The sequence below is a fragment of the Rhizobacter sp. P2_H3 genome, from assembly GCF_056403355.1.
The window spans coordinates 1-13,340 of the sequence record NZ_JBFUFQ010000157.1 but is presented as its reverse complement, the minus strand read 5'-3'; the positions used below and the strand labels follow the sequence as shown (position 1 = coordinate 13,340).

At 70.2% G+C, this 13,340-nt stretch carries 14 protein-coding genes; 4 read left to right on the top strand and 10 right to left on the bottom strand.

Annotation, left to right across the window (positions count from 1 at the left end; genetic code table 11):
* The 8 genes from AC1D1T_RS23010 to atzF form a co-directional block, all read right to left on the bottom strand.
* Positions 1-817, bottom strand: an 817-nt coding sequence (locus tag AC1D1T_RS23010) for a serine/threonine-protein kinase (protein ID WP_477992545.1), incomplete at its 3' end; no start/stop codon positions are given.
* A 21-nt stretch (positions 818-838) separates the two neighbouring features.
* Positions 839-1,708: a Tll0287-like domain-containing protein gene (locus AC1D1T_RS23005; RefSeq protein WP_465111000.1), complete on the bottom strand. Its 870-nt coding sequence runs from the start codon at positions 1,706-1,708 to the stop codon at positions 839-841.
* A 77-nt stretch (positions 1,709-1,785) separates the two neighbouring features.
* Positions 1,786-2,652, bottom strand: coding sequence for a FecR family protein (locus tag AC1D1T_RS23000; protein ID WP_047500389.1), 867 nt, complete (start codon positions 2,650-2,652; stop codon positions 1,786-1,788).
* A 96-nt stretch (positions 2,653-2,748) separates the two neighbouring features.
* Complete coding sequence (locus AC1D1T_RS22995) at positions 2,749-3,462, bottom strand: GntR family transcriptional regulator (protein ID WP_465111002.1); 714 nt, start codon at positions 3,460-3,462, stop codon at positions 2,749-2,751.
* Positions 3,459-3,833, bottom strand: coding sequence for an oxalurate catabolism protein HpxZ (gene hpxZ / locus AC1D1T_RS22990; RefSeq protein WP_465111003.1), 375 nt, complete (start codon positions 3,831-3,833; stop codon positions 3,459-3,461). The genes AC1D1T_RS22995 and hpxZ overlap by 4 nt, the downstream gene beginning before the upstream one ends.
* Before the next feature lie 11 nt (positions 3,834-3,844).
* Positions 3,845-5,263, bottom strand: a complete 1,419-nt coding sequence (locus AC1D1T_RS22985; protein ID WP_477992544.1) for an AtzE family amidohydrolase — start codon at positions 5,261-5,263, stop codon at positions 3,845-3,847.
* Positions 5,260-5,478: a DUF4089 domain-containing protein gene (locus AC1D1T_RS22980; protein ID WP_047500395.1), complete on the bottom strand. Its 219-nt coding sequence runs from the start codon at positions 5,476-5,478 to the stop codon at positions 5,260-5,262. The genes AC1D1T_RS22985 and AC1D1T_RS22980 overlap by 4 nt, the downstream gene beginning before the upstream one ends.
* Positions 5,479-5,520: 42 nt before the next feature.
* Positions 5,521-7,350 (bottom strand): allophanate hydrolase, encoded by a 1,830-nt coding sequence (gene atzF / locus AC1D1T_RS22975; protein ID WP_477992543.1) that lies wholly within the window; start codon positions 7,348-7,350, stop codon positions 5,521-5,523.
* 171 nt (positions 7,351-7,521) lie between these two features.
* Here atzF and AC1D1T_RS22970 point away from each other — a divergent pair, with 171 nt between their 5' ends.
* Positions 7,522-8,622 carry a LacI family DNA-binding transcriptional regulator gene (locus tag AC1D1T_RS22970; protein WP_082004092.1) on the top strand — a complete coding sequence of 367 codons (1,101 nt, stop codon included), beginning with the start codon at positions 7,522-7,524 and terminating at the stop codon, positions 8,620-8,622.
* Between the two features lie 73 nt (positions 8,623-8,695).
* Here AC1D1T_RS22970 and AC1D1T_RS22965 read toward each other — a convergent pair whose 3' ends face one another.
* Complete coding sequence (locus tag AC1D1T_RS22965) at positions 8,696-9,613, bottom strand: dihydrodipicolinate synthase family protein (RefSeq protein WP_477826243.1); 918 nt, start codon at positions 9,611-9,613, stop codon at positions 8,696-8,698.
* A 10-nt stretch (positions 9,614-9,623) separates the two neighbouring features.
* Positions 9,624-10,646: an aldo/keto reductase gene (locus AC1D1T_RS22960; protein ID WP_465111011.1), complete on the bottom strand. Its 1,023-nt coding sequence runs from the start codon at positions 10,644-10,646 to the stop codon at positions 9,624-9,626.
* 179 nt (positions 10,647-10,825) lie between these two features.
* On the opposite strand from AC1D1T_RS22960, the gene AC1D1T_RS22955 reads away from it, so the two are divergent.
* From AC1D1T_RS22955 to AC1D1T_RS22945, 3 genes are all read left to right on the top strand, one after another.
* A complete protein-coding gene (locus AC1D1T_RS22955; RefSeq protein ID WP_477826244.1) occupies positions 10,826-11,215 on the top strand; it encodes a hypothetical protein in 390 nt (129 codons plus the stop codon).
* 18 nt (positions 11,216-11,233) lie between these two features.
* Positions 11,234-12,187 (top strand): hypothetical protein, encoded by a 954-nt coding sequence (locus AC1D1T_RS22950; RefSeq protein WP_477826245.1) that lies wholly within the window; start codon positions 11,234-11,236, stop codon positions 12,185-12,187.
* Between the two features lie 158 nt (positions 12,188-12,345).
* Positions 12,346-13,340, top strand: a 995-nt coding sequence (locus tag AC1D1T_RS22945) for a glycosyltransferase (protein ID WP_477992542.1), incomplete at its 3' end; no start/stop codon positions are given.

Below are 13,340 nucleotides of genomic sequence, written 5' to 3'. Positions count from 1 at the left end.
CGCGCCGGGCGAGCGCCTGGCGGAACAGCGCCGCGGTCGCGAAGCGCTCCTGCGGCTTCTTCGCCATCGCGCGCGCGACGATGCTGTCGTAGAAGTCGGGCCGCGGTGCGATGTCGATGCGGCTCGGCGGCGTCGGCGTGTCGTTCATCACCTTGTACATCACCGCCTCGGGCGAGCCGCGGAACGGCGACTGGCCGACCAGCATCCCGTACAGCAACACGCCGGCCGCGAACACGTCGACCCGGTGGTCCACGTTCTCGCCGACGTACTGCTCCGGCGCCATGTAGCCGGGCGTGCCGATCGTCGAGGTCATCTGCGTCAGCACCTGCGATTCGATGCGCGCGATGCCGAAGTCGGTCACCTTCAGCTGGCCGGCATTCGTCACCATCAGGTTGGCCGGCTTGATGTCGCGGTGCCACACGCCGTGGCGGTGCGCRCAGTCGAGCGCGTCGAGCAGCTGGTCCATCAGCTTCAGGATGTCGACCTCGGGCAGGCGCGGCGTGGCCGCGAGGATCTTCGACAGCGTGCGGCCCTCGACGTACTCCATCGCGATGAACGCGGTGTCGTCGTCTTCGCCGTACTCGTAGATCGGCACGATGTTCGGGTGCGACATGCGCCCGACCGCCTGCGCCTCGTTGCGAAAGCGCTCCGCGGTCGACGACCCCGACAGGTCTTCGCCGACCAGGTGCTTGCGGATCGTCTTGATCGCCACCGGCCGCTGGATGATCGGATCGAACGCCTTGTACACCACGCCCATGGCGCCTTCGCCGATCACGCCGGTGATCGGGTACTTGCCGAGTTGCTCAGGGTGCTTCATGGGCGGAGTGCACGCGCGATTTCACTCGAGGAGTTTGAGCGCGTGAACCAGGCTCTTGCGCATGCGCGCGAAGGATTCGGCCAGAACGCCGATTTCGTCACGCGATTTCGTGTTGAACTCCGGCGCGTCGAGCTCGCCCAGGCTGACCCGGTCGGACAGCGTCGACAGCCGGCTCACCGGCCGGATCACGAGCTGCCACAGCATCAGGTTCAACGCCAGCACGATCAGCAGGAACACGCCGGCCAGCAACGCCATCACGACGCGGAAGGCGCGGTCCGCGCGCTCCAGCGGCACCGACATCGGCACCGAGACGACCTGCGCGCCCAGCACCTCGGTCATGGTCCAGCCGAAGCCGTTGGCCGGGCCGTACTTGTCGACCATCGGCTTCGGCGCCGCCTCGACCGTGCTGTGGCAGCGCAGGCACACCGGGTTCGACAGCTTGATCGGCCGGGCGATGTAGGTGACCGGGCCCGACGGCGTCACGCGCTGGCCGACGAACTCGGTGCGCTCGGGGTTCTGGCGGAACTGCTGGATCACGTCTTCCTCCCAGTCCTGCGCGCGGTCGCGCGGGTTGGTCGGGTTCAGCATCGCCGGCTTGTAGGCGTACTCCGGGTGATCCTTGCGCAGCGTGTTCAGCACCTCGGTCGACGAGTAGGCCGGCACCGACTGCGGCAGGAAGGTGTACTTCATCTGCGTCTCCAGCAGCGGCGCGATCTGCGTCGCGGTGTAGGAGCTCACGGCCAGCGCGTTCTCCATCAGCAGCCGCGCGCGGTCCAGCACTTCGTCGTGGGCGTTCTGCTGCAGCAGCGCGCGGGCGATGTAGCCCGCGGCCCCCAGGCCGAGCGCGAACACGATCAGGAACACCAGGTTGAATTTGAGCAGCAGCTTCATGGGGCCTCTTGGGGGTGGTGCCGGGACTTACGTGAGGGATGACTGAACGGACGCATTGGCAGACGCAAAAACCGGCGTCATGGTCGGGTTTCGACCTTCCTGGGCAGGTATTTTTCCGGGAACAGCGTGCGGTCCCACTCCGGGTGGGCGCGCAGCGTGCCGACCAGGCCGCGCCGGAAATCCGCGTTGCGGGCCTCGCCTTTCCAGCGCAGCACGAAGCCCGCGCGCAGGCCGGCCTCGGCGTCGATCCAGGCCGCCACGTCGTCGTAGGCGATGCCCGACAGCCGTGCCGGCTCGACCTCGCGCGTCTTGAAGCGCTCGAGCCGCGACGGCAGCGTGTCGAGGAAATCCTTGGGCACGCGCTGGATGAAGGCCGCGGTGGGGCGCGGCGCGACGCTCGCGCGGGCCGCCCCGGCACGGGTCAGGAACTGCTCGCCCTTCAGCGTGACGTTGCCGAGCGGCCGGCCGTCGAGCAGCTCGGTGAGCGCGACCTCGCCGGCCTCGGCGAACACGTTGGCGTCCTGCGGCTGCACCAGCACGACGGCGCGCTGCGCGATCGCGGTCGCGTCGAACAGCGGGGTGTTGAAGACGGGGCTCGCGAGCGACGCCGGCGCCGTCACCTTGACCCAGCCCTGCAGCAGGTAGAAGCGGCCCGGGGCGCGGCCCGCGAGCTTCGGTGCGATCTGCAGCCGGGTGGCGGGGCCGAGGTCGGCGACCAGGCCGTCGGGGAACTCGATGCGCAGCAATCGGCCCTGGGTGCCGGTCTCGACGATGTCCTCGCGCAGCAGGCGCACGCCTTCGGCCGGGGCGTAGCGCGCGGCCTCACGGACCAGCACGGCCTCGCCGTCGACGATGGTCAGCGTGGCCAGCGGGGCGGCCGGGGGCGCGGCGGCGGCGAACAGCGGGACGGCGAGCAGCAGGCTCCACAACGTTTTCAGCCACATGGGCATACCTTCGCTTCGTGGGCGTGGGTTTTGGGGCCGACAAGCATAACGGCAGTGGGTGACGGGGCCTTCGACAGGCTCAGTCCGAACGGCGCCTCACAATTCTCCGGCCACCGGCCGCGCGCTGTGCAGCTTGTGCAGCGTGATCTTGCGCACCTCCGCCTTGCTGGCCTCGATGTGGGTGCGCAGCATCAGCTTGGCCGCGTCCGCCCGCCGCGCCAGGATCGCCTTCAGGATCTTCGCGTGTTCTTCGTAGGTGGCGCTGATGCGCGGCGGTTGCGTGAAATCAAGGCGGCGCACGATGCGGATGCCGTCGGTCACGTCGGCATGCACGCGCGCCATCTCCAGGTTGCCGGCGGCCGACACCAGCGTCGCATGGAAGGCCTCGTCGAGCGCGGCGACCTCGGCGGTGTCGGACTTGCGCTCCTTCTCGGGCACCAGCCAGACCGCCTTCAGCAGCCCCAGGTCGGGCATCGGCTCGGCCGCGCACAGCCGGTCGACCGCGGTGGCCTCGAGCACCACGCGCAGGTCGTACAGCTCCTCCAGCTTGCGGAAATCGAACGGCGACACGCTCCAGCCGCTGCGGAACGCCACCTGCACATAGCCTTCGAGCTCGAGCCGGAACAGCGCCTCGCGCACCGGCGTGCGCGACATCTCCAGCCGCTCGGCCATGTCGCTCTCGGTGAAGCCGTCGCCGGGCAGCAGCACGAAATCGAAGATGGCCGCCTTGATCCGGCGGTAGGCCGCCTCGGCGCGGGTCAGGTCGCGGGGGTTGGCGCGCGGGTTGTTCTTCGTGGCCAGCGGTTTCATCCGAGCAAGCTTACATGGGCCGACACCACCCGCCAGCCGGCGGGGGTGCGCATCCAGGTCTGCGTCTGCCGGCCGGGCCGCGTGCCGCCCTCGCGCTGGAACTCGATGTGCGTGGTCGCGAAATCCTCGCCGTAGGTCGTGAGCTGCGTGCGCAGCACGCTGCGCGCGAGGCCCGTGGCGGGCCGGGCCGAGCGGAAGGCGCGGATCGCCTCGATGCCGTACAGGTTCTCGCCGACGCCGTAGCGCAGCGTATGCGGGCTGTCCCAGAACAGCTCGTCGAGCACCGCCACGTCGTTGCCGACCAGCGCACGCTCATAGCGCTCGAACGCCGCGGTGAGTGCGGCCAGCACGTCGGGGCGGTTGATCTCCATCGGCCCGGGCCTCAGATCCCCGCCACCGGCGACGCGGCCGCGCCACTGGCTTCCAGCACGCGCGCCACGCGCAGCGCCAGGTCCTCGCGCCAGGGGGCCGCGATCACCTGCACGCCGATCGGCAGCTTCTGCATCCCGTGCGGCCACAGCGGCGCGGCCACCACCGGGCAGCCGGCGAACGACACCGGCTGCGTCAGCAGGCCCATCGACGGGCGGGTCGGCAGCGCGCTGCCGTTCAGCTCGAAGCTCTCGGCGCCGAGCGACGTGGCCTGCACCGGGGTCGCGGGCGCGAGCAGCACGTCCCAGTCGGCGAACAGCGCGTTGACGCGGTCGCGGTACAGCCGGCGAAAGCGCTGCGCCCGCACGTACCACTCGGCTGGCTGCAACGCGCCGGCGATGAAGCGGTCGACCGACAGCGGCTCGTAGTCGGCGGCGCGTTCGCGCAGCGTCGGCAGGTGCAGCGCGCCGCCCTCGGCCGCGCTGGTGACGAAGGCGGCGGCGCGCGCGAGCGCGGCATCGGGCCACTGCACGCGGTGGGTCGCGTGCAGCACCTCGGCCGCGATCGCGACGGCCCGCTGCGCCGCCGGCCCGGCGTGTTCCTCGAAGTAGCCGTCCAGCACGCCGATGCGCAGGCCGGCGATCGGGTGGCCGATGTGCTCCAGCGCCGGTTGCACGCGCTCGGCACGGCAGCCGGGGTCCAGCGGGTCCGGGCCCTGCATCGCGTCGTAGGTGGCGGCCAGGTCTTCGACGCTGCGCGCGAACGGCCCCAGGTGGTCGAGGCTCGCGACGAACGGGAAGCTGCCGCGCCGCGACAGCCGCCCGAAGGTCGGCTTCAGCCCCCACACGCCGCACAGCGACGCCGGAACGCGGATCGAGCCGTTGGTGTCGGAGCCGAGCGTCACCGGCACCTGGCCGGCCGCGACCGCGGCACCGCAGCCGCCGGATGATCCGCCGGCCGTGCGCGTCAGGTCGCGCGGGTTGCGGCTCGGGCCGTAGTGGCTGTTCTCGGTGGTGAAGCCGTAGGCGAACTCGTCCATGTTCAGCGCGCCGACCAGCACCGCGCCGGCTGCGCGCATGCGCTCGACCAGCACCGCGTCGGCCGCGGCCGGCGGCTCGCCCTGGCGCACCTTGCTGCCGGCGCGCGTGGTCAGGCCCTCGATGTCGAACAGGTTCTTCACCGCATACGGCAGCCCGGCCAGCGCCGGCAGCACCTCGCCGCGCGCGCGCATCGCATCGACCGCACGGGCCTCGCGCACCGCGCGCTCGAAGGTGCCGTCGGTGAACGCGTTGACGCGTGCATCGCAGACCTCGATGCGCGCGATGCTGTGCTCGAGCGCCTCCTCGGCCAGCATCTCGCCGCTGCGCACCGCGCGCACGATCGACATGCCGGTCGTCATGCCACCCGCATGCGTGACCTGCCGCGCGGTCATGCAGGATCCTCGGCGGGAAACGGCGCCGGGCAGTAGACCTCGGCCGGCTCCAGCTCGGCGCCGAGCGGCAGCAGCCGCAGCGGCGCCACCATAGTGCGCGTGCGGGCCAGGTGCATCGCGACGCGCGCGACCTGCGCGTCGTCCAGCGGCAGCTCGAGCAGCTGTGCGCTGGCGCGCACGAAATCGACGATGTCGGATGGGGCGGTGTCGGTCATGGCGGGAGACCTCCTTGCGCGGGAGTGCTGCAAGGACCGTGCTCAGCCGAGTGAAGCCAGGAAGCCGCGCCAGCCGCCGTATGCGGTGATGTCCAGCGCGCTGCCGCCTGCTGCCACGCCGCGCGGCTCGCAGACGAAGCCGCGCTCCTGCGTGCCGTCGCCCAGTTCCACCGTGCCGAGCGCGAGCGGCGGGCCGACCATCTGCAGGAAGCTGCCGCCGTGCGCCGCGTCGATCTCCCACACCTCCACGTCGATCGCGCGACCCGCCTCGGGGCCGACATGCACCAGTGCGGGTCGCGTCGGCGCGTGGCCGGTCAGCGAATGCAGCCGGTACGCCGGCGCGGTGCGGGTGCGCCGCAGCAGCCGGCCGGCGCGTTCGGTCAGCTGCCAGTTCAGCGCGAGCCCGCTCATGTGCGCGCCGACGACGACCAGCCGCAGCGGCTGCGCCGGCGCGGGGGCGGCCAGCACCGGCGCGGCGCCGATCGGCTGGCGCATCACGCCGGCGGTCGGCTCGAACACGCGGGCGAGCGTGGCCGCGAGGCCGGCCAGCGCGAAATCGCTGAACGCCGGGCCGATCAGCGTCACGCCGGCCGGCAGGCCGTCGCCGCGCATCGGGCCGGGCAGCGCATGGGCCGCCATGTCGAGCAGGTTGACGAAGTTCGTGTAGTGGCCGAGGCGGCGGTTCGGCTCGAACGGATCGGCCTGCAGCGCGGCCAGCGTCGGGTGCGTCGGCGCGCTCGGCACCACCAGCACGGCCACCTGCGCCCACATCGCCGCCGCCTGCCGCTGCGCCGCGGCCAGCGCGTACTGCGCTTCGAACAGCTCGTGCGCGGCCGGCGCGCGGCCGCTGCGCACGATCGCCGCGACGATGGGGTCGGCACCGGGCGGGTGGCCGTCGAGGAAGGCGCCGACCGCTGCATAGCGTTCGGCCACCCACGGCCCCTGGTACAGCAGCGCCGCGACGCGCGCGAGCGGCTCGAACGGCACCGGCACCAGCTTGCAGCCGCGTTCGCGCAGATGCGCCAGCGCGGCCTCGAAGGCGTCGCGCGCCTGCGCATCGCCGAAGAACTCCAGCGTGTCGGGCACGCCGACCGCGAGGTCCGGCAACGCGTCCAGCCGCAGCCGCGGTGGCAACGCCGTGCGGCTGAACGGATCCTGCGGGTCCGGCCCGGCGGCCTGGCTCGCAACCGCCCACGCGTCTTCCGGCGTCAGCGCGAACACCGAGATGCAGTCGAGGCTGCGGCAGGCCGGCACCACGCCGGTCGACGGCACCCAGCCCTTGGTCGGTTTCAACCCGCTGATGTGGCAGAAGCCGGCCGGCACCCGGCCCGAGCCCGCCGTGTCGGTGCCGAGCGCGAACGGCACCTGGCCGGTCGCGACCACGTAGGCCGAGCCGGAACTGGAACCGCCGCTCACATGGGCTGCATCGAACGGGTTCGGCACCGCGCCGTACGGCGATCGTGTGCCGACCAGGCCGGTCGCGAACTGGTCGAGGTTGGTCTTGCCGACGGGAATCGCGCCGGCATCCACGAGGCGTTGCACCGCGGTCGCATGCTGCGCGGCCGGGCCGCTTGCGAAGCCCGGGCAGGCGGCGGTGGTCGGCAGCCCGGCCACGTCGATGTTGTCCTTCACCGCGAACGGCAGGCCGAAGAGAGGCCGCCGCTCCCACAGCGCCGCGCCTTCGCCGCGCGCGCGGGCATCGCAGGCCTCGGCCTCGGCCAGCAGTTCCTCCTCGGGCCGCAGCGCGATCCAGGCCGAGGCCGCATGCCGTGCACGCTCGTGCAGCACGCGCTCCATCAGGCGGCGCACCGTCAGGGTGCCTTCGCGCAGCGCCTGCTGCAGTTCACGCAAGGTCCGGGGCTCGAGGGACATGGGATCGGGCTCCACAAATCAGTGAATGCGATCTTGTATGCAAGTTGCGAGCCATGGTTTTCCCTCATGTTGCGTGGGTGCCGATACGCTCCTTCGGGGGTGTTTCAACGCCGCCAGGGATGGATGCATGAACGTACACTTTTCGACTCACTCACAGCAGTACGGCCACGCATGAAGGCGGTCTCCAAGAAGGTCAGCAAGACCCCACCCCCCAAGCCGGTGCGCAAGCGTGCCGCTGCGTCGGCGGCGCCCGCGGTGGCCCCCGTCACCGACACGGCGGTGACGCTGCAGATGGTGGCCGAGCTGGCGGGCGTGTCGTCGAGCACGGTCTCGCGCATCCTGAACGGCAGCGCGAAGGTGAGCCCGGCCAAGCAGCAGGCGGTCGATGCCGCGATCGCGCAACTGGGCTTCATGCCGAACCCGGTGGCGCGCGGCCTGGCCGGCGGGCGCACGCTGAGCATCGGCGTGGTCACGCAGTCGATCGACAGCCCGTTCTACGGCGAAGGCCTGCGCGGCATCGAGGCGGTGCTGGGCGCGGCCGGCTACATGCCGCTGTTCGCGAGCGGCCACTGGACGGTGGTCGACGAGAAGAAGTGCATCGACCTGCTGCTGTCGCGGCGCGTCGACGGCATGATCGTCTTCACCGGCCGGCTGCCGGACGAGACGCTGATGGAGGTGGCGCGGCGCGTGCCGACGGTGGTGACCGGGCGCAAGCTCTCGGGCCCCGGCCTGTTCAGCCTGAACTTCGCGAACGTCGAAGGCGCGCGCATGGCGACGCGGCACCTGATCGAGCTGGGCCACCGGCGCATCGTGCACATCCTCGGCCCGCGCGACCATGCCGATGCGCGCGAGCGCAAGGAAGGCTACCGCCGTGCGCTGAAGGAGGCCGGCATCGCGTACGACCCTGCCCTGGTGGTGCAGGGCGATTTCAGCGAGGCGGGCGGGCTGAAGGCGATCAGCCACCTGATGGAGTCGCGCACCGACTTCAGCGCGATCTTCGCGGCCAACGACCAGACGGCGTATGGCGCGGCGCTCGGCCTGTACCGGCGCAACCTGCGCGTGCCCGACGACGTGTCGGTGGTCGGCTTCGACGACCTGCCGGGCTCGCAGTATTCGATCCCGCCGCTGACCACGATCCGCCAGCCGGTGTACCAGCTCGGCGAGCTTGGCGCGCAGGCCGTGCTGGCGATGCTGCGCGGCGAGGTGCCGGACGGCGCGCTGCCGCCGCCGCTGCTCGTGACGCGGGAATCGACGCGGCCGTTGAAGCGCTGAGGCGCTTGCCACCAGGGCTTCGACAGGCTCAGCCCGAACGGGAAAAAGCTGTTCGCCCGGGTGGCCGAACGGATCATCTGCCCCAGCGCAGCACCAGCGGATCCAGCCGCCGCGCCGCATCGAGCAGCCCGGCGCGCGTGGCCGGGTGCATCGGCGGCCAGGGGTGGCGCGGCGCATCGCACGCGATGACGCCGCCCTCCTTCATCAGCGCCTTCGCGCTCAGGAAGCCGCCCTGGCGGTTCTCGAAGTTGATCAGCGGCAACCAGCGCGCATAGGCCGCGACGGCTGCCTCGCGATTCCCTGCCGCGTACGCATCGACGATCTGCCGGATGCCGTCGGGGAAGCCGCCGCCGGTCATCGCGCCGGTCGCGCCGGCATCCAGGTCGGCCAGCAGCGTGATCGCTTCCTCGCCGTCCCACGGGCCCTCGATCGCATCGCCGCCCAGCGCGATCAGGTCACGCAGTTTGGCTGCCGCCTGCGGCACTTCGATCTTGAAGTAGCGCACGTTCGCCGTCTCGCGTGCGATGCGCGCCAGCGTGGCCGCGCTCAGCGTGGTGCCGCTGACGGGAGCGTCCTGCACCATGATCGGAATCGCCAGCGCCTCGGACAGCCGCGAGAAGAACTCGATGCTCTGGCCCTCGGGCACGCGCAGCGTCGCGCCGTGGTAGGGCGGCATCGCCATCACCATCGCCGCGCCCTGCTGCTGCGCACGCACGCTGCGCTCGATGCACAGCCGCGTGCTGAAGTGCGTGGTCGTCACGATCACCGGCACGCGGCCGGCCACGTGCTCGAGGATGGTGGTCGTCAGCAACTCGCGCTCGGCATCGGCGATGACGAACTGCTCGGAGAAGTTCGCGAGGATGCACAGCCCGGTCGAGCCGGCATCGATCATGAAATCGACGCAGCGTTTCTGGCTCGGCAGGTCGAGCTCGCCGCTGTCGGTGAAGGTGGTGGGCACCACCGGGAACACGCCCTGGTATCGCGCAGCCATGTTCGTCTCCTCACACCGGCAGCGGGTTGCGTTCGAACGGCGCCTGGTGCCAGTACGGGTACGGCCGGGTCACCGCGCTGGCCTCGTCGAGCTGCTTCATCTGCGACGCGCTCAGCGACCAGCCGATCGCGCCGAGGTTGTCGCGCAGCTGGGCCTCGTCGCGCGCGCCGATGATCACGTTCGCGACCGTGGGCCGCTGCAGCAGCCAATTCAGTGCGATCTGCGGCACGCTCTTGCCGGTTTCCTTCGCGACGGCGTCGATCGCATCCATCACGCGGAACAGCTGCTCGTCGGGCACCGGCGGGCCGAACTCTGCGGTCTTGTGCAGGCGGCTCTGTGCCGGCAGCCCGGTGCCGCGGCGGATCTTGCCGGTGAGGCGGCCCCAGCCGAGCGGGCTCCACACGACCGCGCCGACACCCTGGTCGAGCGCCAGCGGCATCAGCTCCCATTCGTAGTCGCGGCCGATCAGCGAGTAGTAGGCCTGGTGCGCGACGTAGCGCGAGATGCCCAGGCGCTCCGATGCGGCGAGAGACTTCATCAGGTGCCAGCCGGAGAAGTTCGACACGCCGAGGTAGCGGATCTTGCCGGCGCGCACCAGGTCATCGAGCGTGCGCAGCGTCTCTTCGACCGGCGTCTGCGCATCGAAGCCGTGCAGCTGGAACAGGTCGATGTAGTCAGTGCCGAGCCGCTTCAGCGATGCGTGCACCGCATCGAGCAGGTGGTGGCGCGACGAGCCGACATCGTTCGGCCCGCTGCCGAGGCGGAAGGTTGCCTTCGTCGAGACGATCACCTTGTCGCGTCGGCCGGCGATCGCCTGGCCGAGCACCTGTTCGGCCGCGCCGGCGGAGTACACGTCGGCGCTGTCGAACATGTTCAGGCCGGCCTCGAGGCAGATGTCGAGCAGGCGGCGTGCGCCGTCGGCATCGGTCTTGCCCCAGGCGCCGAAGAACTCGCCGCCGCCGCCGAAGGTGCCGGTGCCGAGGCTGAGGACGGGGACCTTGAAGCCGCTCGAGCCGAGTCTGCGATGTTCCATTCGAATCTCCATCAACGGGGGCGTGCAGTTTGCCTTGCCGCGGGTAGACCCGACGACAACAGGGATGTGGCTGTGAAGAGGCCATGCATACCGCGTGCAAACATTCTGCACAGTTGATTTCTAGACTGGTCCGATTGACGCCATCGAGCAGTGCAACCCGGTGTCGAAAAGGAGACGGTATGGAGAACTGGACACAGGTCGCCGCGGCGCTGTCGTTGTTGGTTGCCCTGGTCGTGGTGTGTGCGATGACGTTCGTGATGGACGCTGTTGCGTGGTGTGCCGAACGACGCGCCGAGCGCGTCTACCTGCAGGCCAAGGGCCTGGCCTTCAGCCTGGCCCGCTCGCACCTGCAGGGCGCCTACCTGGGCTTGAACCGGAAGTGCTGCCCTTCGTGCCGAAGCCGTGTGAGCGTGGCGGCTGCCGCGCACGACTGCAGGCCGGCGATGCAGGTGGTCGACGTGAACTGCGATTGCGGGCTGTGTGCCTGTCGCCTGGGCCTGTGCCGGCAGGCTGACGATGAGCTGGTCGAGCCCACACCCGTCGAGCCGGGCGAGTCTCGCGGCAGATGACGACGCGAGGGTTCGAAGATGAATCCCGAAACGCCATTCGACGCGACATCGTTCGGCGTCACCCTCAAAGTCCTCGGGCCGCTGTACTGGATCCTGGCACTGGCCGTCGCGACCGTCGTGTACTGGTTGCCGAAGCGCCGCTGGATGAAGTGGGGCTGCGCCGCCGGGGTCATGGCCGCATTCGCGTATCCCGTGGCGACGCATGTCGTCGAGCGCAATCATTGGCTCGACCAGCAGAGCGCGAGACGCGCAGCCGCCATGGCGCATTTCCAGAGGCGCTGCAGGACCGCTGGAGACCAGGTTTACCGCGTCGTCGAGGATGTCGACGGAATCGTCTGGATGACGTGGCGTCCGGTCAACGTGGGTGCCGATCAGTTCGCGTTGGACGATCCCTATGGCAGGGATTGCAGCGGGGACGACTGCATCAGGATTCTTCTGCGTGCGACGAGCGGCGCCGGGCTCGATCGGCCGGAGGCAAGGCAATACGCGAGCGGCTACCGCTTCGTCGAGACCGTGGATCCGCGCGACGGAAAGCGGTATCGATACACGGCGACCCTCGCGCTGGTGAGAAAGCGAACCCCGGCTGAAAGAGAGTGGTACAGGACGAGCAGCGGTGGCAGGGATCCCGGCCCGGCGATCTACGAGTTCAAGGTGGAGCGCACAGCCATCGCTGCGTTCACGGCCCGCTATGGCTTGACGTGGGAGGACATCTCCACACCCGACGATCGCGAGCACTGGATTGCCGGAGGTGCGCTGAAGGCCATCGATCTGCGAACCCAGGAGGTCGTCGCGGAACGAAGAGGGTATCTCGTGGACACCAGGGAAGGGCGCACCCGGGAGTTCCTGGATCCTTGGGCATGGGCAAGGATGTTTGGGCCGCGATGCCCGAAGGTGGAGGAGCGCATGTGGGATTTCGCCTCGAAGCGGCTTCGGCCATCGAAGGCGGAGGAGCAGGGTGGACCTGGGCCGTGATGTGGCTTCCCCCTTCGGAGGGGCATTGCGACTGCGCGTGCCGTGGCTAGACTGAACCGGTTCACAGGGAGCAGGAAAAGTGCGTGACGGAAGTCGTCGGCCCCGAGGCCAGGCCACGGCCACGGTGGGTGGCTCATTCAGAGGCGGCGCAGGTTGAGATGCGCCTGCTGGTGATCCATCAGAACTTCCCTGGCCAGTTCGGCCAGCTCGTCACGGCGTGGGCCTGTCGCCCGGGTTGGGAGGTGCGTGCGCTCGGCCGCGAGACGGCGCCGGGGCTGCCCGGCTTCGACGGCCTGCTGCACTACAAGCTGGCGCGCGCACCGCATGCGCAGCAGCACGGCTACCTGCGGCAGATGGAATCGGCCACGCTGCACGGCCAGGCGGCGGCGCGTGCGATGCTGAAGCTGCGCGATCAGGGCTTCCGGCCCGACGTGATCCTCGCGCACCCGGGCTGGGGCGAGACGCTGTATGCGAAGGACGTGTTCCCCGACGCGCGCCTGATCCACCTGTGCGAGTGGTACTACAACGCCGACGGCCAGGACCTGGGCTTCGACCCGGAGTTTCCGATCAGCTTCGACGACCGCGCACGCATCCGCACCTGGAACGCGCTGCACACGCTGAACCTGACCAACTGCGATGCCGCGGTCAGCCCGACGCACTGGCAGCGCAGCCGCCACCCGGAGATCTTCCTGCCGAAGATCGGCGTGCAGCACGAAGGCATCGACACCGACAGCCTGGCGCCCGATGCGCAGGCCACGGTTCGCACGCGCAGCGGCGCCGTGCTGAAGGCCGGCGACCCGGTCATCACCTACGTGGCGCGCAACCTCGAGCCCTACCGTGGCTTCCATGTCTTCATGCGCGCATTGGAGCGGCTGCAGAAGCAGAACAGGCAGTGCCACGCGATCATCGTCGGCGCCGACGGCGTGAGCTACGGCAAGCGCGTGCGCGATGCGACGAACTGGCGCGAGAAGATGCTGCAGGAAGTGAAGCTCGATCCTGCCCGCACGCACTTCACCGGCAAGCTGCCGCGCGCCCAGTACCTGAAGGTGCTGCAGGTGTCGGCGGCGCACGTGTACCTCACCTACCCGTTCGTGCTGAGCTGGTCGCTGCTCGAGGCGATGGCCTGCGGCGCGGCGATCATCGGCTCGGACAC